Origin of the sequence: Streptomyces pluripotens (assembly GCF_000802245.2) — a bacterium.
GTDB lineage: Bacteria > Actinomycetota > Actinomycetes > Streptomycetales > Streptomycetaceae > Streptomyces > Streptomyces pluripotens.
This window is the reverse complement of record NZ_CP021080.1, coordinates 4,181,706-4,204,307: the sequence shown is the minus strand read 5'-3', so window position 1 is coordinate 4,204,307 and position 22,602 is coordinate 4,181,706. Positions and strand designations below refer to the sequence as shown.

Genomic DNA, 22,602 nt, shown 5'->3' with positions numbered 1-22,602 from the left:
ACGGTTCCCAACTGCCCACCGATCACGGCTACGGGGACGAATCCCCGTCCAGAGTTTGGTCATCGGCCCCTCCACCGGACGGGGCCCTTGACCGATCGACCGAACGGGAGAAGCACACCCATGTCCGCCAAGCGCGTCCTGATCTCCACGGCCGCCTTCGCCCTCGGTGCCCTCGGCATGGTCGCCTGCGGCCCCGGCTCCTCGTCCGCCGCCACCGCGCCTGTCCCCGCCACCACGCCCTCTGCCCCCGCCACGCCCCCCTCTGCCTCCGCCTCTGCCTCAGGGTCGGCTGGTGGGCAGTCCGTACCCACCAGCCACCCCGGCAAGGCAGCCGATAGGAGCAAGGCGATCACCGGCAGCAAGCGGTGGCGAACGGCCGGGGCCGGAGCCGGAGCCGGGGCCGCCTCGGCGGCGAGGAAGCCTTCGGGCACCCACACGACCAGCCGCAGCACGCACCCTGCCCTGTGCCGCTCGGGTCAGCTGACGGTCACCGCGGCGCCGGTTCACCGTCCGCTGAACCACCTGCTGATCACCGCCAAGAACACCAGCGGTGTCCCCTGCGACCTCGGCATCATCGGCTTGGTGACGTTCGACGGCCGGATCAAGGCAACCACCCCGGGCGGGCTGGGCGGGGGCCCGAACATCCTGCGCCCCGGCGAAGCGAACTACGAGTCCGTCGCCCTCGACCAGCAGGACGCCCCTGGCCGCGGCAGCGACGTCTCGTCCCTGACGGTGGAGTTGGACAGCGGGGACAGCCTCGACATCCGTCTCAAGAGGACCCATGTCCACGCCCCACGAATCTCGGTCTGGCTCCCCACCGTGGCGGACGCCCTGGCCTTCTGAACTCCCGAAGGCACGCCGCAGCACGCCCCGGACAACGGTCTGGCCCCCGGGCCGCTGTTCGGGGGACGCCTCTGCTCCGCCTCGACGAGCCGACGACGGCTCCGGCCACTCGCCGCCCGGCCGGCCGGTACCGGCCCCGAGCTCCGCCGGTAACCCGGCGGCACTAGCATCCGGGGCATGACGACTACCGACCACAACGGCTCACCACTGCACGTCGAGGTAGGGGCTCTGCGCGGCGGCTCCGCGAACCTGCCGCAATACGACGGCAAGGCCGTGCTCATCGTGAACGTGGCCTCCCGATGCGGCCTCACCCCGCAGTACTCGGGGCTGGAGAAGCTTCAGGAGCAGTACGCCGACCGGGGCTTCACCGTGCTGGGCGTACCCTGCAACCAGTTCCTCGGGCAGGAACCCGGCACCTCCGAGGAGATCGCGGAGTTCTGCTCGGCGACGTACGGGGTGACCTTCCCGCTGACCGAGAAGGTGGAGGTGAACGGCGAGGGCCGGCACCCACTCTACGAGCGGCTCGTCGGCTTCGCGGACGCCGAGGGGCACGCCGGGGACATCCGCTGGAACTTCGAGAAGTTCCTGATCGGGCGGGACGGCCAGGTCGTCGCGCGCTTCTCCCCGCAGACCGAGCCGGAGTCGACCGAGCTCGTGGCCGCCATCGAGGGTCAGCTCGGCTGACCGCCGGTTGACCTTGCCCCTGGGGCAGGGGCGAACGTCTCCTCGCCGGGCGGAAAACGGACCGCCCGGCGACGGAGGATGGCACCGTGCACGAAGAACTGCTCACCATCGGCGCGTTCGCTGCGCGCGCCCGGCTGTCGGCGAAGGCCCTGCGGCTGTACGACCGGCTCGGCCTGCTGGCACCGGCGGTGGTGGACGAAACGAGCGGCTACCGGTACTACCGCGCCGACCAGGCCGAACCCGCCCGCCTGGTTGCCCTGTTGCGGCAGTTGGACATGCCGCTCGCCCGGATCGCCGACGTGGTCGGGGCCGACGGTACCGAGGCCGCCGACCTGCTCGCCGCCTACTGGGCGGATGTGGAAGCCCGGGTGGCCGGGCAGCGTGCCCTCGCCGAGTACCTCCGTGGACGGCTGTCGGGGAGGAGCTCCGAGATGTACGGAAAATTCGCGATCGAAACCGTGGACGTACCGGCCCAGGTGGTGATCACCGAGTCGCGGCACACCCTCGCGGACGAATTGCCGACGTGGATCGGTGCGTCGATGGGGCGGCTGGAGACGGCCGCACGGGAGTGCGGAGGCGTCGTGGGCGCGCCGTTCGTCATCTATCACTCCGAGGTGTCGATGGAGAGCGACGGTCCGGCCGAGTGCTGCGTTCCGGTGGCTGACGAGGCAGCAGCGCGTACATGGGCCGAGCGACAGGGACGGGTCTGGGAGACGACCGTACGGGTGGCGCCGGCGGCACGGCTGGCCTATACCCGGGTCACCAAGGCGCAGGTGGCCCATCCGCAGATCCTCGCGGCTTTCGAGGCGGTGGGGCAGTGGATGGCCGGGCGGGGGCTGGAGACGGCCGGTCCCTGCCGCGAGATCTACTTCGCGGACTGGGACGCGGCGGGGGCCGGGGACCCGGTGTGTGACGTGGCCTTCCCGGTGAAGTGACTCCAGGTCGAAAGGAGACGACCGAGCCCTCTCGGCAAGGACGGCGACTGGTCGAGAGGGCTCCTGGTGGTGCTTGTGCAGTTGTTGTGGCCGGACGGTGTCGCCCGACGTGGCTACGGACGAGGGTCAGTGAGGGCCCCTTAGGCCTTGACCGACGTCACGAAGGCGTTCCACGCGTCGGCGGGGAAGGCCAGGACCGGGCCCTCGGCGACCTTGGAGTCGCGGACGGCGAGTTCGGCGGCGGTGGGCGACTTGACCTCGACGCAGGCGCCGTTGCCCGCGGAATAGGAAGACTTCATCCACGTCTCCGAAGCGCCCTGAATCAGTGCCATGTCCACTCCTGTTGCAAGTTGCGGTAGTGCGGTTCACGCCAACCTGTCGTTCTGATTGGCGTGATCGACGCTACCGGGCAACTGCTCCCGCGGGAGGAGTCGTTCACTCAACCGGATGGCATATTCCAGATGAGCCTTCCGTCACAGCCGGTTGGCAGTGTATGATCCCTCGCCCCATGCGCCGCCGCCTCAATCGGCATACCCCTTGGCCACCTTTGCAATGAACTGTCGGGATTGCTCCACATTGAGGGACTGCGCCCGTAGATGCTCATACATCACGGCGTACTTCTGCACGTCCTGCGCCTTCTCCAGATACAGGTCGCTGGTGACACCCTCCAGGTAGACCACGCTGGAGTCGGCCGCATCGGTGAACTCCAGAATCGCGTACTGGCCGTTGAGCCCGGGGTGCGCGCCCACCTCGAACGGCAGCACCTGCACGGTGACGTGCGGCAGCTGGGACATCTCGATCAGATGGTCCAGCTGCTCCCGCATCACCAGCTTGCTGCCCACGACCCTGCGCAGCGCCGCCTCATCCAGCACCACCCACAGCCGAAGCGGGTTGTTCTCGGCGGTGATACGTTCCTGTCGACGCATGCGCACCTGTACGCGCTTCTCGATCTCGGCCGTCGACGTCTCCGGCAACGCCCCCTGCACCAGGGCCTCCGCGTAGGCGCGAGTCTGCAACAGCCCCGTCACCAGCTGGGGTTCGTACACCCGCAGCGACTCGGCGTCGGTCTCCAGCCCGATGTACACGCTGTACGGGATGTCCCCGAAGGTGTGCCACCATCCCTGCTGCCGCGAGTCCCGGGCCATCTCCATGAGCGAATCCACGATCCGCTGGTCCTCGACCTCGTACACCCCGCACAGGTCGCGCACATCGCGCTGGCTGATGCTCCTGCGGCCGTTCTCCAGCCGGCTGATCTTCGACTGCGACACGAGCAGCCGCTCCGCCACCTCTTCGGCCGTCATGCCCTTGAGCTCGCGGAGCCTGCGCAGCTCCTGGCCCAGCCGGCGTCGCCTGACGGTGGGATTGACATTGGACGCCACGAGACGTGCACCTCCGGCTGCCTGCCTGTTACTTGACTTTCCGTATCTGCTGTTGAGCAGATTGCCACCAAGCTGCTTTCCGCCGCTGGCAAACGGCGGATATGCAGCGTGCGTACGTCAGTTCAGGCACCGCCCTGACCACCAGGGATACGGCGAACCGAACGGCGACTCACGGCAGCTCACGGCAACTTACGGCAACGCAGTCGAGCGGAGCGGTGCGACCGCAGGGGTCTCACCGCTCCGCTCGAACCAGCGGCTCCCGGATCGGGTCGTGGGCCTGTGGGGACCGGGGTAACGGTTCAGTGGGCTGCGGCGCGCGCCATGGACCCGCGGCGCGGCTGCATCGGAACCCCGCGTGCGGGTTCCGCCGCGGCCCGGCCGGGCGCCGGCGGCCGGCCGGTCGGACCGCGGCGCGGCTGGGCAGCCGCACCGTTCTGCACGTCCATCACGGCGTGCGCAACGAGCCCGCCCATCGGATCGTGCCGGATCAGGTCCCTCAGCCGGGAGCGGGACGACCGCCCCTCGTTCCCCGGGTACAGGTGTTTGCCGAGTCCGACGGCATGCGCCAGCGAGGCGAGCGCCGCGGTCCGCGGGTCTGGTGGCACACCGGTGCGGATCGCCGAGTCCAGCCGGGCTCGGATCTCCCGACTGATGGCGGTGTCCGTCGCCTGGTAGCGCGTCGTGGGCAGCACCCCACACATTTGGCCGGGTACTGCGGCAACCATGCCGCACCGCTCCAAATGCGAGAGATAGGTCTGGCGGAGACCGAGACGCGGTCCGCCGATCCAGTGCACTGCCCGCACCGGAGCGCCGCGCCTTCGCAGCAACTCCAACGCGCAGTCCAGAGTCGGATCTCCTGTCGGCCGTGGCACCACCACGGCGATACGATCCCCGTCTGGGGCTATACGTCCGGCCAGCGCCAGCTCCACTAGCTGCGCTCCGGCCAGACCGAGGTCGAGCGACTGCGGCTGTGCAGTGGTACCCGTGGCCGGGTCCAGTGCCAGCAGCAGAAGCTCCTCCGGAAGTGTTCTGCGGCTCCTGCCCATCCATGCCTCCCCGCGTGGATGAATGACAGGGTGACCCCTCTCACATTGGTCTGTCGAGGGTGCGTGACCGGTTCGTAAGGGAACCGGTAGGTATGTCGTTCTCGTCTTCCACAGGGGCCAAGCCCTCACACAGGACACTGGTACATGGTTGGGACAGGGCGGCACAGGCATGTGGCGCATGGAGGAGGCATCGGTGGCGGGCGAGTCCCCCGACAGGTCGAAGCAGCGCGAGTCGTCGGCAGAACCGACGCCGGGGAGTACGGGTCCGGTTCCCGAGGCTCGTGACCCGCGCCTCGCAGTCGCCCGCGAAAAGGATTCCTCGGACAGTGGCGGCACGGACACCACGACGAAGGTCCTTTCGGTACGGAAGCTGAAGAAACCGACGACCACCCCGAAAACGACGGAGGCGGAGTCCCCGGAGGAGAACCCGTCGCGGTCGGAGCGCCAGGAGGCGCCCGCGAAGGAGGACGCCGCCCTCCGCGAGGCGGTCGCGGCATGGGTGCGCGGGGCCGACGCGACCACCGACACGCATCCCGCCGGCAACCCCGGGGCGACCGAGCGACCAGCCCCGGACGGTGAGGCCCGTACGGAGACCGATCCGGAGGCTAGCGCGGACGAAGCGGACGAAGCAGCGGACGCGGCCAGTGGCTCGCCCGCCCTCGCGGAGACAGACGCGGCCAAGACGACGGAGGCCGACACAGACGCGAAGGCCGACACAGACACGGAGACCGACACAGACACGGAGACCGAGGCGACAGACGGGGCGCAGGCCACCCCGGACGCGGACGCGGACGCCGAGACCGGGGACGAGGGCCGCGAAGGCGGAGCCTCGGCCACCGTGGTCGATGACGAACCGACGGCCGCCTCCAAGGACACCCCGCAGGGGTCTCCCGCACCCGCTGGCGAGACCCCGACGGACGGCGCGGTTGGGGACACGGACAGCACAGGCGAAGCCGAGGCGGACCCCACCCCGGCCGCAGCACCGCAGGCCACCGTCGACCAGCCCACCACCATGCTCAAGCTCGGCGGCACCTCCAAGTCCGCTCCGCCCGATTCCGAGCACACCAGCAAGTTCGTCGCGCTGAAGAACGACATGCCGAGGCCGGCCACGAAGCCGCGGGCCGACGCCACCACCCCCGTCCCCCACGTCGGCCCGGAGCGCACCACCCAGCAGCCCCTGCCGCCCAAGCCGCCGCTCGACCTGCTGGCCGAGCTGACGAACACACCCCCGCCCCCGCAGACCCCGGTCCGCACCCTGGTGCGCAGGGTGAAGATCTGGACGCCGCTGGTCCTGCTCCTGGCGATCATCTTCGCGGTCGTACAGAACTTCCGCGCACTCCCCCAGCCGACCCTGACCCTCACCGCGAAGGACAACTACACCTTCGGCGGCGACAAAGTGGACATCCCCTGGCCGGCCAGCGGTCAGGCCGCCCTGGACGTGCAGGGCATCGGCACCTTCGGCTCTTCGGGCACGCAAAAGCCCGTACCGATCGCGAGCGTGGCGAAGGTGATGACCGCGTACATCATCCTGCGCGACCACCCGCTCAAGAGCGGCGCCGCAGGACCCAAGATCAAGATCGACAAGACCGCGGAGGAGCAGTCGACGGCGGGCCAGGAATCCACCGTCGATGTCTTTGCAGGTGACTCGATCTCCCAGCGCGAGGCGCTGGAGGGCGTTCTCATCGCTTCCGCGAACAACGTGGCCCGGCTGCTCGCCCGCTGGGACGCCGGCTCGGAGAAGGCGTTCGTGGCGAAGATGAACGCGACCGCCAAGAGCCTCGGCATGACGAACACCACGTACACCGACCCCTCGGGGCTGACGGACTCCACCGTCAGCACGGCCGTGGACCAGGTGAAGCTGGCCAAGAAGGCGATGACCCAGCCCGTCTTCCGCCAGGTCGCGAGGATGATGTCCTACAACGACTACAAGGGCGTCAACCACCCCAACTGGAACCGTCTGGTCGGCCACAACCACGTCGTCGGCATCAAGACGGGGACCACCACCTCCGCCCTGGGCAACCTGGTCTTCGCGGCGAACCAGAAGGTCGGCGGTGAGACCCGGACCATCGTCGGTGCGGTGATCCGCCAGCGCGCGAGCAGCTCGGACAACTCCATCCTCACCGGGGCCCTGGACGCGGCGGACAAGCTGATCAGGTCCGGGCAGAGTGCCCTGCAGTCGGCGACGATCCTGAAGAAGGGGGACGTCGTCGGCTACGTGGACGACGGTCTCGGCGGTCGCACCCCGGTCGTGGCGACGCAAGACGTGACGGCGGCGGGCTGGTCCGGCCTGAAGGTGAAGCTGTCCCTCTCCTCCGGCACTGTGCCCCACACCGCGAAGGCCGGAACCAAGGTCGGCACGCTCACCGTGGGTGACGGTTCGGCGGGTGCGGTGGCGGTTCCGGTGGCCCTGCAAAACGATCTGGCCGAGCCCGGTTTCGGGGCCAGGCTGACCCGTCTGGGCTGACCGCACCACCGTCGGCCCGTCCCGCACCCCACCGACCGAGCCCCACCCGGGAGCTCGGCGGCGGGGTGCGTGCTAGCGTCGCGAATCGGGGCAGGTCGCCGGTCACGCTACGGGGCGGCGAACTGAACGAAAAGCGGCCGGGAACACCGAGGAACCCGGCCGAGTACGGAAGACGGGACACGGGGAGCGCCTTCAGGTGGCCACAGCGGAGCCGACACGCGCCGACGACGCCGATCCGGGCCCGGTATCCGGCCCGCGAATACGCCTGTCCGCGAGTGACGCGGACGGCACGGACCGTACGGACGGCAGGCGCGGGCGCACGCGCCTACTCACCGTGACCGAAGCCCTCCGGCGGCAGTTCCTGCGGCACCCCGCGCTCGGCGTCACCGCGCTGGCGGGTGTCCTGCACGTCATCTGGTTCTTCACGTTCGCGAACAGTGGTGGCGATCTTGCCGCGCAGGACGCCTGGGCGGAGTTCGTCGGCCGGCACCCTGACTCGGCGTACAACCTCGCCTGGTACGGCGGCATGCACCCGGTGTCGTACAGCGTGGTGTCGCCGTACCTGATGGCCGTCCTCGGCGTCCGCACGACGATGATGATCTCCGGGACGGTGTCCGCGGGCCTGCTGACGCTGATCCTGATCCGCAGTCGGGCCGTGCGTAACCCGCTGCCGGCCGCCCTCGCCGGGGTCTTCGCGCTGCTCTGCAACGCGGTGTCCGGGCGGGTCACCTTCGGGCTCGGCACGATGATCGCGCTCGGCGCGGTCGCCGCCGTGTTCTGCTGGCCGTACCGGTGGCGGCACAAACGCTGGGCCAAGGCGGCGGTGGCCGCCCCGCTGGCCGGACTCTCCACCATGGCTTCGCCGGTCTCGGGCCTGTTCGTGGGGCTGATCGCGGTTGCCCTGTTCCTGCAGAAGCGGCGGCCGGGCGCCTGGGCGCTGGGGATCGCCCCGTCGGCGGTGGTCGCCGCTTCCTGGTTCTTCTTCCCGTTCTCCGGCACCCAGCCGATGACGATCGGCTCAGTGGTGCTGCCGCTGCTGTACGGCCTGCTGTGCCTGTTCCTGGTGCCGAGGCAATGGGTGACCGTCCGGCTCACGGCCGCCGTCTACAGCACCGGTGTCGTCCTGGTGTGGCTGATCAGCTCGCAGATCGGATCGAACATCTCGCGGATGCCGATGCTGTTCGCGGGCGCGACGCTGCTCGCCGCGCTGCCGTACACCGTGCCCAGGTCGCGCCGGTGGTACCTGACCGTGCTGGCGTTCCTCGGCTTCGTCGGCTGGATCGGCTTCAAGTCGGTCGACGACGTCGTTCACACCACCCCGGCCGCCTCCTGGGCGCGGGAATTGGCTCCGCTGGTCAACCAGTTGCAGAAGGTCGGCGCGGAGAAGGGCCGTGTGGAGGTGGTCCCCGCCCGCTCGCACCGCGAGGCCTCCGCGCTCGCCCCGTACGTCAACCTGGCGCGCGGCTGGAACCGCCAGGCCGACATGGAACGCAATCCGCTCTTCTACGACGACACGCTCAACTCGGCGAACTACCACGAGTGGCTCCGGCGGTGGGCCGTGCACTTCGTGGTGCTGCCCAAGGACAACCCGGACGGGGACGGCGGCCAGCGCGAGCGCGAGCTGCTGCGGCGCGGAATGCCCTACCTGAAGCAGATCTGGGGCGACGCCAACTGGCAGCTGTTCCAGGTCACCGATCCGTTGCCGCTCGCCGGCCCCAACGCCGTGGTGGACCGCGCCGAGCAGGGCGAGATGACCTTGCGGGTGCGCGAGGCGGGGCGGGTCCTGATCCGGATTCCGTACTCGCCGTGGCTGAGCATCGTCGACGAGCACGGCAAGAGCCTGAAGCCGCCGCAGCCGTCCGGGGTGCCGAAGACGTACCACAACGTCAACGGCTGCCTGATGGCCACGCCGGAGGACGCGGACGGGGACAAGTGGACCGTGCTGCTGGCACCGCGGGCCGGGACGTACCGGCTGGCCGCGCCCTATCAGCTGCCGCGCGGCACACCGTGCCCCGACGAGTTGAAGGGATAGTCCTTCCCGAGGAGGTCGCTTTCCGACATCTTCTTCTGGACGTCTTCTTCTAATCGGTGCCGCGCAGTTCGGTGACGTACCTGTCCGTGCCCGGCACCGTGGGAATGAACGGTGCAACCAGCTCCACCCGTCCCAGCCCCGACTCCGCCACCTGCTCTCCCAGCCCCGTGAAGTGCGCTTGCCAGCACTCCCGCGGGTCGGCCTCCAGGAACCACAGCAGGGTCAGCCGGGTGCCCACGCCCTCGACCTGCTTCACATAGGTCATCCGGTCGCCCGGCAGCGGCGTCGGCCGGAACACCGTGACCAGGGCCGACGGGGAACCCGGCAAGAGACCGGGGAGGTGACGCGCGCGCAGCCACTCCACCAGCTCGTTCCGCTGCTGCGGCGACTCGGCGTCGATCACCTCCAGCACCAGCCCGGCGTACGGATGGTCGAGGGCGTGGAAGTCCCTGGGCCCGGCGGCGCCGTCCCGGTAGACCGTCGCCTCGTGGTCCTGGAAGGCCGTGAAGACGTGGGTGCGGGCGTGGTGGACGCGGGCGTCCCGGTTGAGGCGCCGGTTGATGGCGACCGTCCACTTCATGTGGTCGTCGTAGCGGCCGGCGGTGATCCAGTAAGTGGAGAGGTAGCAGCCGGTGGTGACGGGCCGGGCGACGGCCGACTCCTCCGGGTAGCGCAGCAACTGCAGGTCCCGCGTGGCGACCCAGCGGCGTCCGGCGTACATCCAGGGCATCGCCATCGCGCCGGCGATGAAGTGGTCGTCCTCGTACCAGCGGTTGTAGGCGTGTTCCTGGCCGGGGTGCGGTTCGACCATGGTGATCAGCGCGTGGCCCGGGCGGACACCGTACGGGCCCACGGCCGCCAGTTCCGCGTACTGCTCGCTGCGGGTGCCCTCGCTCATCCGTTCCCCTTCCGTCCTGCCCCGCCCGCCCATACTCTGACGCCCCGTCAGGAAAAATGCCAGACCCGGGAGGCACCGATGTCCCTGCTCACCGGCAAGACCGTCGTCGTCTCGGGCGTCGGGGCCGGGCTCGGCCGACAGGTGGCCGCGGCCGTCGTACGGGAGGGCGGGAACGCGGTGCTCGGGGCGCGCACCGAGGCGTACCTCGCCGAATGTGCGGCCGGGATCGACCCGGACGGCGCGCACACGGCGTACCGGGCGACCGACATCACCGACGAGGGGCAGTGCACGGAGCTGGCCGCGCTCGCACGCGAGCGGTTCGGCTCGGTCGGCGCTGTGGTGCAGGTGGCGGCCTGGGACTCCTACTTCGGCGGGGTCGAAGACGCGGACTTCTCCGTCTGGCGGTCGGTCATCGACGTGAACCTGCTGGGGACACTGCGGATGACGCGGGCCTGCCTGCCGGCGCTGAAGGCGGGCGGGGGCGGGGCGGTGGTGTTCATCGGGACGCAGTCGGCCGTCGCCGCGCCCTCGCAGGTGCGGCAGGCCGCGTACGCCGCCTCGAAGGGGGCGCTCACCAGCGCGATGTACGCGCTGGCGCGGGAGGTGGGGCCGTACCGGATCCGGGTCAACAGTGTGCTGCCGGGCTGGATGTGGGGGCCGCCGGTGCAGGCGTACGTGCGGTTCGCGGCGCAGAGCGAGGGGGTGCCGGAGGCGGCGGTGCTGGCACGGCTGACCGGGCGGATGGCGCTGCCGGAGCTGGCCACCGACGCGGATGTGGCGGACGCTGCGGTGTTCCTGTCGTCGGACCGGGCACGCGCCATCACCGGCCAGTCGCTGCTGGTCAACGCGGGGGAACTGATGCGCTGACCAGCACAGGCACCGCTCACCGCGGATACCGTGCCAGCCATCCCGGCGATGAGCCGGCGGGGCCGTGCAGGGCGGGCCCCTGGGTCATCTCCATCGCGAAGTCGTCGGCGAGTTCGAGAATCGTCGGTCGTCCCTCCAACTCGGCTAGCCAGCCGGGCGGCAGGGCGGTTTCGCCGTGCAGCGCGCCCAGGAGGCCACCGGTGAGGGTGCCGGCGGCGGCCGAAGGGCCGCTCTGGTTCACCGCCAGGCACAGCCCGTGCCGGATGTCCTCCCCCACCAGAGCGCAGTAGACGGAGGCTGCCAACAGCCCGTCCGCCGTGCCGTCCCCGGCCAGTTCCTCCACCCGCTCCGGGCCGGGCATCCCCTGCCGCACCGCACCGAGGGCATGCTGGAGGGCGCCGGAGACGGGCTGGTGGCCGGGACGGACGGCGAGCAGGCCTAGGGCGCGCCGCACCGCGCCGTCCAGGCTGTCCCCGCGGGCCAGGCCGTGCACGATCGCGGCGTACGCCCCCGCGGCCAGCTGGGCGATGGGGTGCCCGTGGGTCTGGACCGCGCACTCGACGGCCAGTTGGGCGACGAGTTGCGGCTCCCAGCCGACCAGCAGCCCGAACGGCGTGGACCGGGCGACGGCCTCCGGTCCCATCTCCCCCGGGTTCTTCGGAGCCTCCAGCGTGCCCATGGTCTCGTCACCGAAGCCGACGAGCAGCGCCCGGGTGGGGTCACGACGGGCGTACAGCCACTCCTCCCGGGCCAGCCATCCGTCGTCCTTGCGGCGCTCGTCGGGTCCCCAGTCCCGCTGGGTGGCCGCCCAGCGCAGATACGCGCGGTGCAGATCGGTCGGCGGGTGCCAGACGCCGGTGTCGCGGCGGACCTGGGCGCGGATCAGTCCGTCCACGGTGAACAGGGTGAGCTGGGTGTGATGGGTGACCGTGCCGCGCCGCCCGTGCCCGAACGCCAGGTCGAGCAGGCCCTCGGGGCCGTAGGCCGACCGGATCTCCTCCAGGGACAGCGGGTCGGCCGGGCCGCCCAGCGCGTCTCCCACGGCGGCCCCGAGCAGGGTGCCGCGCACCCTGCTGCGGAAGTCCTGTTGCTCGGCGCGGCCCCAGACGGCGCCGGATGTCGCACCCACCAGTCCTCCTCAGGGCACCGTCCGTCCGTTCGACGCAAGCACTGTAATCGACACGGAACGGTCCGTTGAGGGGGGCAATTCGCCCCTGAGGGGTCATTCCCGCACAGCTATGAGCGCTTCGGCCCCGTACGGAATCGGCCCTGTTGGCGTCGGTGGTGGGCCGGTCGTACGGCACTCGCCGCCGCTCTCGCCGCTGCCGTGTGCAGTTCACCTCCGTCCGGGAGGAGTCGGCTCTGCGGTGTCCTGCCGGACGGCGGCCGGTGCCGGAGCGGCGCCTGGCACACCTCCCGGCCGGCTCCCCAACCGCCATCCGGGTGCGCCCACTTCACGTCTCATTCTGGCGCAATGGCCACGCGATGGCTGGGCTTGCATCGGGAGAGAATTCACCCATGACCACCACCCCCACCGCCCACACCACCCCCACCACCCCCATGCGGCACACCGGCCTCAGCCTCGCCGCCGGCGTGCTCACCGGCATACTCGCCCTCTACATCACCCTGGTCGCGCTCGGGAACATCACCGACTTCGGGACCAACCAGCAGTTCGTGCGGCACGTACTGGCGATGGACACCACGTTCAAGGACGACGATCTGATGTGGCGGGCCATCACCAGCACCACGCTTCAGGACACCGCCTACGTCCTGATCATCGTGTGGGAGACGGTGGCCGCGCTCGTGCTCGTCTGGGGCACCTGGCTCTGGACCCGCCGGGATCACGACCGTGCCCGGCGCTGGTCCACCTACGGCCTGCTGATGCTGCTGCTTCTCTTCGGGGCCGGTTTCATCGCGATCGGCGGCGAGTGGTTCGCCATGTGGCAGTCGAAGGCCTGGAACGGCCTGCAGGCCGCGACCCGGGTGTTCCTGCTCAGTTCGGTGGCACTGATCGTCACCCAGCTGCCGGGCGGCGGGCAGCGGAACGCTACTTGACGACGGCCACCCTGGTGCCCCGGTCACCGAAGGCCCACAGTGCGGCGCCGTCCTCCTTGTGGAGGCGGACGCCACCCAACTTCTGACCGTTCGCGGGCGGCGGCGAAGAGCCGTCGAGGGCGTTGGAGAACGCTATGTTCACGCCGGACGTCTTGGTGAAGTACATGACGTGCTCGATCTCGACGCCGTCCGAGCCCTTGAGGGACTGGGTGCGCAGAGTGATCGAGTAACGGCCGGGCAGCGGGCTCACCGTGCCCGGCCACACCGCGAAGGTGCGGGTCGCCTTGCCGGTGGCGTCGACCATCCACACCCGCTTCTCGCCGACCGAGTAGACGATCCGGCGGCCCGTGCCGGACCCGTCCGGCAGGGCGGGCGGGGCGGACGGTGCGGGCGCGGCGGAGGCATGGACGCGCGGCGACGCGGAGGTCTTGGGTTTGGCCGTCGCGGCCGTGGGACGCGGCCCGTGGTCCGCCTGTATGGCGAGGGCGACAACGACCGCGGTCGCTCCCGCTGTCAGACCGGTGACCCAGGCCCAGGTGGGCAGTCGGGCAGCCACGGGTACGCATCTCCTCCGCTACGGGGCCCCGTCTTGGCTCGGGGGTCGGATCATCGTACTCAGTCCAGGACCGGGAGCAGATCCGGCAGGTGCCCGTCGGACGCCTCGGCCACCCGTCTCCGTTCCCCGGGGACCTCGCCGTAGAGGGTGGTGCGCGGCTTCGCCGGACGGCCGGCCGCCTCCGCCACCGCCACCAGGTCGCGGATGGACTTGTACGAGCCATAGGAGGAGCCCGCCATGCGGGAAATCGTCTCCTCCATCAGTGTCCCGCCCAGGTCGTTGGCGCCGGAGCGCAGCATCTCCGCTGCCCCCTCCGCACCCAGCTTGACCCAACTCGTCTGGATGTTGGGGATCCAAGGGTGCAGCAGCAGCCTCGCCATCGCGGTGACCGCCCGGTTGTCCCGTGTGGACGGGCCCGGCCGGGCGATCCCCGCCAGGTACACCGGCGCGTTCGTGTGGATGAAGGGGAGCGTCACGAATTCCGTGAAGCCGCCCGTCTCCCGCTGGATTCCGGCCAGGGTGCGCAGATGGCCCAGCCAGTGGCGGGGCTGGTCCACATGTCCGTACATCATCGTCGAGGACGAGCGGATGCCCAGCTCGTGGGCGGTCGTGATCACCTCGGTCCAGGTGGCCGTGGGCAGCTTGCCCTTGGTCAGCACCCAGCGGACCTCGTCGTCCAGGATCTCCGCGGCGGTGCCGGGGAGGGAGTCCAGTCCGGCCTCCTTGGCGGCCGTCAGCCATTCCCGGACGGACATCCCCGTTCTGGTGGCTCCGTTCACCACCTCCATCGGCGAGAAGGCGTGGACGTGCATGCCGGGGACGCGCTCCTTGACCGCCCTCACGATGTCGAAATACGCCGTGCCCGGCAGGTCCGGGTGGATGCCGCCCTGCATGCACACCTCCACCGCGCCCACGTCCCAGGCCTGTTGGGCGCGGTCCGCCACCTGCTCCAGGGAGAGCGTGTAGGCGTCCGCGTCCGTACGACGCTGCGCGAAGGCACAGAAACGGCACCCCGTGTAGCAGACGTTGGTGAAGTTGATGTTGCGGGTGACGATGTAGGTGACGTCGTCACCGACCGCCGACCTGCGGACGTCGTCCGCCACCCGGCACAGCGCGTCCAGCGCCGGGCCGTCCGCGTGGAGGAGGGCCAGGGCCTCGGAGTCCGACAGCTTCGCCGGATCGTCGACCGCTGTCCGCAGTGCCTGCCGTACGTCCGTGTCGATGCGCTCCGGTGCCATGCCGGGGGCAGCCGCCTCGCGCAGGACCTCCCAGTCGCCGTACACCTCGTCGAAGTCGTCACGCCGGTCGGTGGTACGGCCCTCGGTGTCGATGGTGCGGTGCAGATCCGTGCGGCCGGCCGGCACGAAGACCTCCTCCGGCTCCTGCCAGGGCAGCCCTTCGGGCAGGACGCCGGCCAGCGCCAGTCCGGTCTCTGCGTCCGCCAGCGCGCGGACGTGCGGACGCAGCCGCGGGTCCAGCCAGGGCTCGCCCCGGCGAACGAACTCGGGGTACACGCAGAGGCGTTCGCGCAGTTCGAAGCCCGCCGCCCGTGATCTTTGGGCCAGTTCCTCGATCTGCGGCCACGGGCGTTCGGGGTTGACGTGGTCGATGGTCAGGGGCGAGACCCCGCCCCAGTCGTCGATTCCGGCGCCGATCAGCCGCTCGTACTCGGAGTCGACGAGGTTCGGCGGGGCCTGCAGGCAGGCACTCGGCCCCATGATGTGCCGGGCCACGGCCACCGTGGCCAGCAGGTCCTCCAGTTCGGCGTCCGGCATGCCGCGCATCGCCGTGTCCGGCTTGGCACGGAAGTTCTGGATGATCAGTTCCTGGATGCCGTGGTAGGCGCGGGACACCTTACGCAGGGCGAAGAGGGACTCCGCTCGCTCCTCGTACGTTTCCCCGATGCCGATCAGGATGCCGGAGGTGAAGGGGACGGAGGAGCGGCCTGCGTCCTGGAGGACCCGCAGGCGTACGGCCGGTTCCTTGTCCGGGGAACCGTGGTGCGGACCGCCGGGCTCGGACCACAGCCGGGTCGCCGTCGTCTCCAGCATCATGCCCATGGACGGTGCGACGGGCTTCAGCCGCTGGAAGTCCGTCCACGTCATCACGCCCGGATTGAGGTGGGGCAGCAGGCCCGTCTCCTCCAGGATGCGGACGGAAATGGCGCGGACGTAGGCGATGGTGTCGTCATAACCGTGGGCGTCGAGCCACTCGCGCGCCTCGGGCCAGCGGGCCTCGGGCTTGTCGCCGAGGGTGATCAGGGCTTCCTTGCAACCGAGGGCTGCGCCCTTGCGAGCGATGTCCAGGACCTCGTCGGGGGACATGAACATCCCGTGCCCGGCCCGGCGCAGCTTGCCGGGGACGGTGACGAAGGTGCAGTAGTGGCACGTGTCCCGGCACAGCCGGGTGAGGGGGATGAACACGCTCTTCGAGTACGTGATGACGCCGGGCCTGCCCGCTGCCGCGAGTCCCGCGTCCCGTACCCGGGCGGCCGACTCGGCGAGATCGGTCAAGGCCTCGCCGCGGGCCTGCAGCAGCACCGCAGCCTCGGCGACGTCGAGGGCGACGCCGTCCCGGGCGCGTTTGAGGGCGCGACGCATGGAGTTCTCGGTGGGGCCGGTTCCGGAGGTCGCGGAAGTCGTCATCTCTTGAGCATACGTTCGCCCTCGCCAACCCCACGGGTCCCGTCAGCACCCGCGAAGGCGGGCGACGACGGGACGGGGAGCGGGCGAAACGGTGCGGGAACAAGGGCGGAGCAAGGGCGCGGGGCGAAATAGCGGAACGCGGGGGCGGGAGGCCCGTAGGAGGCCTAGAGAAAGCTCCCGTACCCGTCCAGCGCCCGCAGCACCTTCGGCTCCCCGGCGGGCGGCAGCTGCACCACGACCTCCTCGATGCCCAGTTCGGCGTAGTGGGCCAGCTTGCCCGGGGTGGGGTGGACCGCGTACGGCACGACCTGGAGGGCTGCGGGGTCACGGCCCGCGTCGGCCCACACCGAGCGCAGGACCGGCAGGGACTCGGACAGCCCCCGTCCGCCGATCGGCAGCCAGCCGTCGGCGTATCCGGCGATGTGCGCGAACAGTCCAGGTCCTGCGGCACCACCGACGAGCGTGCGGGGGCCGGCGACCGGCCCGCGCGGCCTCCGGACCGGCTTGGGGTACGCGACACTGGCCCGGACGGAACCGAACTCACCCTCGAAGCCCGTCGGTTCCAGCGACCACAGCGCCTGCATGAGCCCCATGCGGTCCCGGACCAGCTCCCGCCGGGTACGCCACCGCACACCGTGGTCGGCGGCCTCCTCGACGTTCCAGCCGAAGCCAACACCGAGGGTGAAGCGTCCACCCGAGAGGTGATCGAGGGTGGCGATCTGCTTGGCGAGGGCGATGGGGTCGTGCTGGGCGACCAGGGTGATACCGGTGGCGAGGCCGAGCCGCTCGGTGACGGCCGCCGCCTGGGCGAGCGCGACGAACGGGTCGAAGGTGCGGCCGTACTCGCGCGGCAGTTCGCCGCCGGCCGGGTACGGAGAGGTGCGCTCGACGGGGATGTGGGTGTGCTCGGGCAGGTACAGCCCGGCGAAGCCGCGCTGTTCCAGTTCGCGGGCGAGCCGGACGGGCGTGATGGTCTCGTCGGTCAGGAAGACGGTGACGGCGATACGCATGACCCCTCTTTACCGGGACCCGACCCCCTTGTCGATACCGACCGGTCGGCACCCACCACGCGCCGGTGACGGACGCGGCCGTCAGCCCTACGGTGGAAGACGTGACGACGATGCGCGGCATCCTGCCACCCGGCTGCGGGGACTACGTGTACGTTCCCGTCGAGGTTCCACCTGGCACCGCCGAGCTGAAGGTCTCCTACCGCTACGACAGGCCCTCCGTCCCGCCAGGCGTTCCCGGCAACGCCCTGGACATCGGCCTCTTCGACGAGCACGGCACCGAGCTCGGCGGCCGGGGCTTCAGGGGCTGGTCGGGCGGCGCCCGCACGGAGTTCTTCGTCCGCGCGGACGAGGCGACACCCGGCTATCTCCCCGGCCCCCTGAACCCCGGCACCTGGCACATCGCGCTCGGCCCGTACACGGTGGCGCCACAGGGGCTGCCGTACGAACTGACCGTCACGCTGACGGCCGGTGAGCCGGTCCGGACCCCCCGTCCGGTCTACCCGCCTGCCCGCGGCCGGGGACGGGGCCGCGCCTGGTACCGGGGCGACTGCCACCTGCACTCCTGGCACTCGGACGGCCGCCGCACCCCGGCCGGGATCGCGGACCTGGCCCGTGCGGCCGGGCTGGACTTCCTGGGCAGCTCCGACCACAACACCAACGCCGCGCACGCCCACTGGGCCGACGCGGCGGGCGACGACCTGCTGGTCCTGCTCGGCGAGGAGGTCACCACCAGGAACGGCCACGTGCTGGCCGTCGGCACCGAGCCCGGCACCTTCATCGACTGGCGCTACCGGGCCCGGGACCATCACTGGAGCCGCTTCGCCCGGGAGATCCGCCGTGCCGGCGGCCTGGTCGTCCCGGCCCACCCGTATGCCGACTGCATCGGCTGCGCCTGGAGGTTCGGGTTCGGGGAAGCGGACGCGATCGAGGTGTGGAACGGGCCCTGGACGCCCGACGACGAAGTGGCCCTGACCGCCTGGGACGGCCGGCTCGCCGCCGCTGCGGGGCGCGGCGGCCGGGCCTGGCTGCCGGCGATGGGCAACAGCGACGCCCATCGCGCACCGGACGTGATCGGGCATCCCCAGACGGTCGTCCTGGCCGACGATCTGACCCGGGAGGCGATCCTGGCGGGCCTGCGTGCGGGCCGGTCGTACGTGACCGAGTCGAAGAACCTCTCCCTGGCCCTCACCGCCACCGCCCGGAGCGGCGAACAGGCGGGTATCGGCGAGCGGCTGGCGCTGGCCGCCGACACCCCGGTGATCCTCCGTCTGGAGGTCATCGGCGCTCCGCGCTGCCAGGTCCGCCTGGTGACCGACCAGGGCACGCTGTTCACGAGCGATCCACTACCGGTGTCGGGGAAGGGAACCGTCGAGTGGCACACCACTCCGGCCCACGCGGCCCATGTGCGCGCCGAGTTGCGACACACGACGGCGCTGGGGACAGCGGCGGGGGCGATGGCAGCCTTTACCAACCCCCTCTTCCTCGGGTCTACTTGATCGAGCCCACCCCATACCGGCGGAACCGGGACACGGCTCCGCCGCGAGGGCGGAGAACCAGGAGAGGAAGCACGGATGTCAGGTGGCGCAGACCGCAAGCACCGCATGGTGACCCGCTTTCAGCGTCACCTCGCCAACCCGCTGAACCGGCGCCTTCCCTTCCAGACCCTGCTGGAGACCACGGGCCGCAAGTCCGGCCGGCCCCGGCTGACCCCGGTGGGCGGGCGCCGGGCCGGAGACTCCTTCTGGATCGTCTCGGAGTTCGGTTTCACGTCGCAGTACGTGCGCAACATCCAGGCCGATCCGCAGGTCCGCGTCCGCATCGCGGGCCGCTGGCATCGCGGCACCGCCCACCTCCTCCCCGACGACGACGCCGTCTCCCGCCTGCGCACGCTCCCCCGCTTCAACAGCGCGGCGGTACGGGCGTTCGGCACGGATCTGCTGACGGTCCGGATCGACCTGGCGGAGTGACGGTCGGCGCATGAGGCCTGCCCGTCACCCGGGCCACACGATCGCCTGCACCTCGCTGTAGGCGTGCAGGGCGTACACGCCCACGTCCCGGCCGACGCCGCTGCGCTTGAAGCCACCGAACGGCGCCTCCATGTTGCGGCTCACCGTGTTGATGCCGACTCCTCCCGCACGCAGCCGCCGCGCGACCCGGAAGGCCCTTGCCGTGTCACCGGACCAGACGTAGTCGATGAGGCCGTATTCGGAATCGTTGGCCAGGGCCACCGCTTCGTCCTCGTCGCCGAAGGGAATGACCACCACGACCGGCCCGAAGATCTCCTCACGGGCCACCCGCATATCGTTGGTGCAGTCGGCGAGGAGGGTGGGGGAGACGTAGAAACCACGTTCCAGCCGGGGCCGTTCACCTCCCGCCGCGAGCACGGCCCCCTCCTTCCGCCCGAGTTCGACGTACGCCTCGACCCGCGCCCGGTGCTCGTCCGAGATCACCGGCCCGACGACGGTGTCCGGCTCCCGGGGATCGCCCACCTTCAACCGGTCGGCATAGGCGGCCAGCCGTTCGACCAAGCGGCCGTACACCGCCCGCTGGGCCAAAACCCGGGTGGGGGCCGTGCAGATCTGGCCGCTGTAGAACGAGAAGGTGGTGCCGATACCGGCGACGGCCGAGCCGAGGTCAGCGTCGTCGAAGACGATCGCGGCACCTTTGCCGCCCAGTTCCATCAGCTGACGCTTCATGTCCCGGCCGCACGCCTCGGCGATGCCTCGTCCCACGGCGGTGGATCCGGTGAAACTCACCATGTCGACATCGTCCGACGCGACCACGGCCTCGCCCACGGCCACCGCACGCCCCGAGACGACGTTCACCACGCCCGGCGGTACTCCGGCCGCCTCAAGTGCCTGTGCCATCCGGTACACGGACAACGGGTCCTGCGGTGCGGGCTTGACGACGACCGTGTTGCCCATCGCCAGGGCCGGGGCGACCTTGCCGGCCGGATTGGCCCACGGATTGTTGTAGGAAGTGATGCAGCTGACGACCCCGACGGGCTGCCGTACCGCCAGTGCACCCGTGACACCGGCCCCGCCCATCGGCCCAGCCGCGTTGACCTGCGGTACGACGGCCCACTCGGCGGGCTCGACGCCCGCGTACCGGCGGAAGCGGGCGGCGGCCACCCCGACCTGCATCGCGCGGGCCGTCCGGGTCGTCGCCCCGGTCTCGGCACGGGCTAGGTCGGCGTACGGGTCCAGCCGTCCGCGAATGAGCTCCGCCGCCCGTCCCAGCACGGCGGCCCGCTCCTCCGGCCTGGTCCGCGACCAGAGGGCGAACGCCTCCCGGGCCGTCGCGCAGGCCGCCCGCGCCTGCGCGACGGAGGCCTCGGGTGCCCAGCCGGCGGTCTCCTCGGTGGCCGGGTCGGTCACCGGGTAGTGCCCGCCGTCCGGCTCCACCCACTCCCCGCCGATGAACAGCGGTTGCCGGTCCGTCATCGCGTCCCCACCGTCTCGGTGTCGCGCCCGGACCGCAGCACCCTTCCCGGTACAGCTCCGCTCACCACGTCGTCCCGGATCGCCTCGACACCGTTGACCCACACGGCCCGCACCCCGATCGCCCGGGAGTCCAGGCGGGGACTGTCACCCGGCAGGTCGTGCACCAGGCGGGCCGGACCGGCGTCGATCCGCTCCGGGTCGAAGAGGACCAGGTCGGCGTGCCAGCCCTCCGCCACCCGTCCCCGCCGGCGCAACCCGAAGAGCCGGGCCGGATCGTCGGTCAGCATCTGCACCGCCCGCTCCAGACCGACCAGTTTCCGGCCGCGCAGGCAGTCCCCCAGGAACCGGGTGGTGTACGGCGCACCGCACATCCGGTCCAGGTGGGCACCCGCGTCCGAGCCGCCGAGCAGGACGTCCTCGTGCTGCCAGGTCTCGGCCCGCAGTGCCCAGGACGCCGGGTCGTTGTCGCTGGGCATCGGCCACAGGACAGTACGGAGGTCGTCGTTGGCGCAGATCTCCACCAGGCAGGTGAAGGGGTCCTGGTCCCGCTCGGCCGCGATGTCCCGCACGACCCGGCCGGTGAGCCCTCGGTTGGCCTCGCTGTAGGTGTCGCCGATGACGTAGCGGCCGAAGTTCGCGAGCCGCCGGAAGACACCCGCCTCCTTCGACCCGGCCCGCCGCAGCATCTCCTTCCTGACCTGTGGATCGCGGAGCCTGGCGATGCGCTCGGGAACGGGCAGCCCCAGGACCGGACCCCAGCCCGGTATGAGGTTCAGGGCGCAGAAGGTGCCCAGGGACATGTTCATCGGGGTGAGGATCGGCATGGTGAGGGCCACCACCCGGCCGCCCGCCTTCCGGGCCCGCTCGCTCGCGCTCAGCTGGCGGGGCACGCGCTCGGGGACGGCCGCGTCGATGGTGAGGACGTTCCAGTTCAGGGGCCGCCCGGCCACTGCGCTGAGCTCCGCCAGCAGGTCGATCTCGGCATCACTGAACTGGTCCAGGCACCCGGCGACGATCGCCTCGATCTGGGTGCCCTCGTGCTCGCCGACGGCCCGCGACAGGGCCAGCAACTCCCCTGGTCGGGCGTGTCTGGAGGCGACCGGCCGCCCGTCCCCGTCGGTGTGAGTGCCGGACTGGGTGGTGGACAGCCCCCAGGCGCCGGCGTCCATGGCCTCGTGCAGCAGCCGGAGCATGGCGCCGAGCTGTTCCTCGCCCGGTTGCCCACCGACGGCCTGCGCCCCCATCACGTACCGGCGCAGGGCACAGTGCCCCACCATGAAGCCCGCGTTGACGGCGATCCGGCCGTCGAGGGCGTCCAGGTACTCCCCGAAGGAGCGCCAGCTCCACGGTGTCCCCTGCTCCAGTGCGACCAGGGACATGCCCTCGACCTTGGACATCATGCGCCGGGTGTAGTCGGCATCCGAGGGACGGTCGGGGTTCAAGGGCGCGAGGGTGAACCCGCAGTTGCCGGCGACGACGCTCGTCACCCCGTGGTTGAGCGACGGGGTGGCGTACGGGTCCCAGAAGAGCTGGGCGTCGTAGTGGGTGTGGGGGTCGACGAAGCCGGGTGCGAGGACGAGGCCGTGTGCGTCCTCGGTGCTGTGGGCTTCCTGGGCGACCCTGCCGACGACGGCGATGTGTCCGTCCTGGATGCCGACATCGGCGGTGCGTGCGGGGGCGCCCGTGCCGTCCACGACGGTGGCACCCTTGATGACGTGATCGAGCATGGGGCTCCCTCCCTCAAC

General features: G+C 70.9%; 19 protein-coding genes. 9 read left to right on the top strand and 10 right to left on the bottom strand.

Translation table 11 applies throughout. From position 1 onward, the window contains the following. Nucleotides 1-120 precede the first annotated feature (120 nt). The 3 genes from LK06_RS33285 (at nt 121) to LK06_RS19065 (ending at nt 2,462) form a co-directional block, all read left to right on the top strand. Nucleotides 121-843: a DUF4232 domain-containing protein gene (locus LK06_RS33285; RefSeq protein ID WP_039650911.1), complete on the top strand. Its 723-nt coding sequence runs from the start codon at nt 121-123 to the stop codon at nt 841-843. Between the two features lie 177 nt (nt 844-1,020). After that, the gene (locus LK06_RS19070; protein WP_039650909.1) at nt 1,021-1,527 is read left to right on the top strand and encodes a glutathione peroxidase; all 507 of its coding nucleotides are present in this window, start codon (nt 1,021-1,023) and stop codon (nt 1,525-1,527) included. Between the two features lie 86 nt (nt 1,528-1,613). Next, nucleotides 1,614-2,462 carry a MerR family transcriptional regulator gene (locus LK06_RS19065; RefSeq protein WP_043406293.1) on the top strand — a complete coding sequence of 283 codons (849 nt, stop codon included), beginning with the start codon at nt 1,614-1,616 and terminating at the stop codon, nt 2,460-2,462. 140 nt (nt 2,463-2,602) lie between these two features. Here the strand turns inward: LK06_RS19065 and LK06_RS19060 are convergent, their stop codons facing one another. From LK06_RS19060 to LK06_RS19050, 3 genes are all read right to left on the bottom strand, one after another. Then, entirely contained in the window at nt 2,603-2,794 is a 192-nt protein-coding gene (locus tag LK06_RS19060) for a DUF397 domain-containing protein (RefSeq protein ID WP_039650905.1), read from the bottom strand. Between the two features lie 189 nt (nt 2,795-2,983). Beyond that, on the bottom strand, nt 2,984-3,841 hold the full coding sequence (locus LK06_RS19055; protein WP_039650903.1) for a helix-turn-helix domain-containing protein: 858 nt from the start codon (nt 3,839-3,841) through the stop codon (nt 2,984-2,986). Between the two features lie 299 nt (nt 3,842-4,140). Then, a complete protein-coding gene (locus LK06_RS19050; protein ID WP_039650901.1) occupies nt 4,141-4,887 on the bottom strand; it encodes a GOLPH3/VPS74 family protein in 747 nt (248 codons plus the stop codon). Nucleotides 4,888-5,080: 193 nt separating this feature from the next. Between LK06_RS19050 and LK06_RS19045 the strand changes: the two genes are divergently transcribed. Beyond that, the gene (locus tag LK06_RS19045; RefSeq protein WP_043433472.1) at nt 5,081-7,351 is read left to right on the top strand and encodes a D-alanyl-D-alanine carboxypeptidase; all 2,271 of its coding nucleotides are present in this window, start codon (nt 5,081-5,083) and stop codon (nt 7,349-7,351) included. 196 nt (nt 7,352-7,547) lie between these two features. Then, nucleotides 7,548-9,383 carry an MFS transporter gene (locus LK06_RS19040; protein WP_039650899.1) on the top strand — a complete coding sequence of 612 codons (1,836 nt, stop codon included), beginning with the start codon at nt 7,548-7,550 and terminating at the stop codon, nt 9,381-9,383. Between the two features lie 49 nt (nt 9,384-9,432). Here LK06_RS19040 and LK06_RS19035 read toward each other — a convergent pair whose 3' ends face one another. Beyond that, on the bottom strand, nt 9,433-10,281 hold the full coding sequence (locus tag LK06_RS19035; RefSeq protein WP_039650897.1) for a hypothetical protein: 849 nt from the start codon (nt 10,279-10,281) through the stop codon (nt 9,433-9,435). A gap of 78 nt (nt 10,282-10,359) precedes the next feature. Here LK06_RS19035 and LK06_RS19030 point away from each other — a divergent pair, with 78 nt between their 5' ends. Next, entirely contained in the window at nt 10,360-11,148 is a 789-nt protein-coding gene (locus LK06_RS19030; RefSeq protein ID WP_039650895.1) for an SDR family oxidoreductase, read from the top strand. 16 nt (nt 11,149-11,164) lie between these two features. Here the strand turns inward: LK06_RS19030 and LK06_RS19025 are convergent, their stop codons facing one another. Next, on the bottom strand, nt 11,165-12,277 hold the full coding sequence (locus LK06_RS19025) for an ADP-ribosylglycohydrolase family protein (protein WP_039650893.1): 1,113 nt from the start codon (nt 12,275-12,277) through the stop codon (nt 11,165-11,167). A gap of 389 nt (nt 12,278-12,666) precedes the next feature. On the opposite strand from LK06_RS19025, the gene LK06_RS19020 reads away from it, so the two are divergent. After that, nucleotides 12,667-13,203 carry a DUF2165 domain-containing protein gene (locus LK06_RS19020; protein WP_039650891.1) on the top strand — a complete coding sequence of 179 codons (537 nt, stop codon included), beginning with the start codon at nt 12,667-12,669 and terminating at the stop codon, nt 13,201-13,203. Here the strand turns inward: LK06_RS19020 and LK06_RS19015 are convergent. The 3 genes from LK06_RS19015 to LK06_RS19005 form a co-directional block, all read right to left on the bottom strand. After that, the gene (locus LK06_RS19015) at nt 13,196-13,759 is read right to left on the bottom strand and encodes a hypothetical protein (protein WP_039650890.1); all 564 of its coding nucleotides are present in this window, start codon (nt 13,757-13,759) and stop codon (nt 13,196-13,198) included. The genes LK06_RS19020 and LK06_RS19015 overlap by 8 nt on opposite strands. 59 nt (nt 13,760-13,818) lie before the next feature. Then, a complete protein-coding gene (locus LK06_RS19010; RefSeq protein WP_039650888.1) occupies nt 13,819-16,404 on the bottom strand; it encodes a bifunctional FO biosynthesis protein CofGH in 2,586 nt (861 codons plus the stop codon). A gap of 164 nt (nt 16,405-16,568) precedes the next feature. Continuing rightward, nucleotides 16,569-17,414, bottom strand: coding sequence for a TIGR03619 family F420-dependent LLM class oxidoreductase (locus tag LK06_RS19005; protein ID WP_043433467.1), 846 nt, complete (start codon nt 17,412-17,414; stop codon nt 16,569-16,571). Between the two features lie 110 nt (nt 17,415-17,524). Between LK06_RS19005 and LK06_RS19000 the strand changes: the two genes are divergently transcribed. Together LK06_RS19000 and LK06_RS18995 are read left to right on the top strand one after the other, a co-directional pair. Then, a complete protein-coding gene (locus LK06_RS19000) occupies nt 17,525-18,910 on the top strand; it encodes a CehA/McbA family metallohydrolase (protein WP_039650884.1) in 1,386 nt (461 codons plus the stop codon). Between the two features lie 75 nt (nt 18,911-18,985). After that, on the top strand, nt 18,986-19,381 hold the full coding sequence (locus LK06_RS18995; protein WP_039650882.1) for a nitroreductase/quinone reductase family protein: 396 nt from the start codon (nt 18,986-18,988) through the stop codon (nt 19,379-19,381). A gap of 24 nt (nt 19,382-19,405) precedes the next feature. Here LK06_RS18995 and LK06_RS18990 read toward each other — a convergent pair whose 3' ends face one another. Together LK06_RS18990 and LK06_RS18985 are read right to left on the bottom strand one after the other, a co-directional pair. Then, entirely contained in the window at nt 19,406-20,857 is a 1,452-nt protein-coding gene (locus LK06_RS18990; protein ID WP_039650880.1) for an aldehyde dehydrogenase family protein, read from the bottom strand. Beyond that, complete coding sequence (locus LK06_RS18985; protein WP_043406454.1) at nt 20,854-22,584, bottom strand: N-acyl-D-amino-acid deacylase family protein; 1,731 nt, start codon at nt 22,582-22,584, stop codon at nt 20,854-20,856. The genes LK06_RS18990 and LK06_RS18985 overlap by 4 nt, the downstream gene beginning before the upstream one ends. Nucleotides 22,585-22,602 lie beyond the last annotated feature (18 nt).

Excerpts from the sequence above, each read along its gene's own strand:
- LK06_RS33285 (WP_039650911.1), top strand. The coding sequence starts at position 121 with ATGTCCGCCAAGCGCGTCCTGATCTCCACGGCCGCCTTCGCCCTCGGT.
- LK06_RS19070 (WP_039650909.1), top strand. The coding sequence starts at position 1,021 with ATGACGACTACCGACCACAACGGCTCACCACTGCACGTCGAGGTAGGG.
- LK06_RS19060 (WP_039650905.1), bottom strand. The coding sequence starts at position 2,794 with ATGGCACTGATTCAGGGCGCTTCGGAGACGTGGATGAAGTCTTCCTAT.
- LK06_RS19050 (WP_039650901.1), bottom strand. The coding sequence starts at position 4,887 with ATGGGCAGGAGCCGCAGAACACTTCCGGAGGAGCTTCTGCTGCTGGCA.
- LK06_RS19035 (WP_039650897.1), bottom strand. The coding sequence starts at position 10,281 with ATGAGCGAGGGCACCCGCAGCGAGCAGTACGCGGAACTGGCGGCCGTG.
- LK06_RS19030 (WP_039650895.1), top strand. The coding sequence starts at position 10,360 with ATGTCCCTGCTCACCGGCAAGACCGTCGTCGTCTCGGGCGTCGGGGCC.
- LK06_RS19020 (WP_039650891.1), top strand. The coding sequence starts at position 12,667 with ATGACCACCACCCCCACCGCCCACACCACCCCCACCACCCCCATGCGG.
- LK06_RS19010 (WP_039650888.1), bottom strand. The coding sequence starts at position 16,404 with ATGACGACTTCCGCGACCTCCGGAACCGGCCCCACCGAGAACTCCATG.
- LK06_RS19005 (WP_043433467.1), bottom strand. The coding sequence starts at position 17,414 with ATGCGTATCGCCGTCACCGTCTTCCTGACCGACGAGACCATCACGCCC.
- LK06_RS19000 (WP_039650884.1), top strand. The coding sequence starts at position 17,525 with ATGCGCGGCATCCTGCCACCCGGCTGCGGGGACTACGTGTACGTTCCC.
- LK06_RS18995 (WP_039650882.1), top strand. The coding sequence starts at position 18,986 with ATGTCAGGTGGCGCAGACCGCAAGCACCGCATGGTGACCCGCTTTCAG.
- LK06_RS18990 (WP_039650880.1), bottom strand. The coding sequence starts at position 20,857 with ATGACGGACCGGCAACCGCTGTTCATCGGCGGGGAGTGGGTGGAGCCG.
- LK06_RS18985 (WP_043406454.1), bottom strand. The coding sequence starts at position 22,584 with ATGCTCGATCACGTCATCAAGGGTGCCACCGTCGTGGACGGCACGGGC.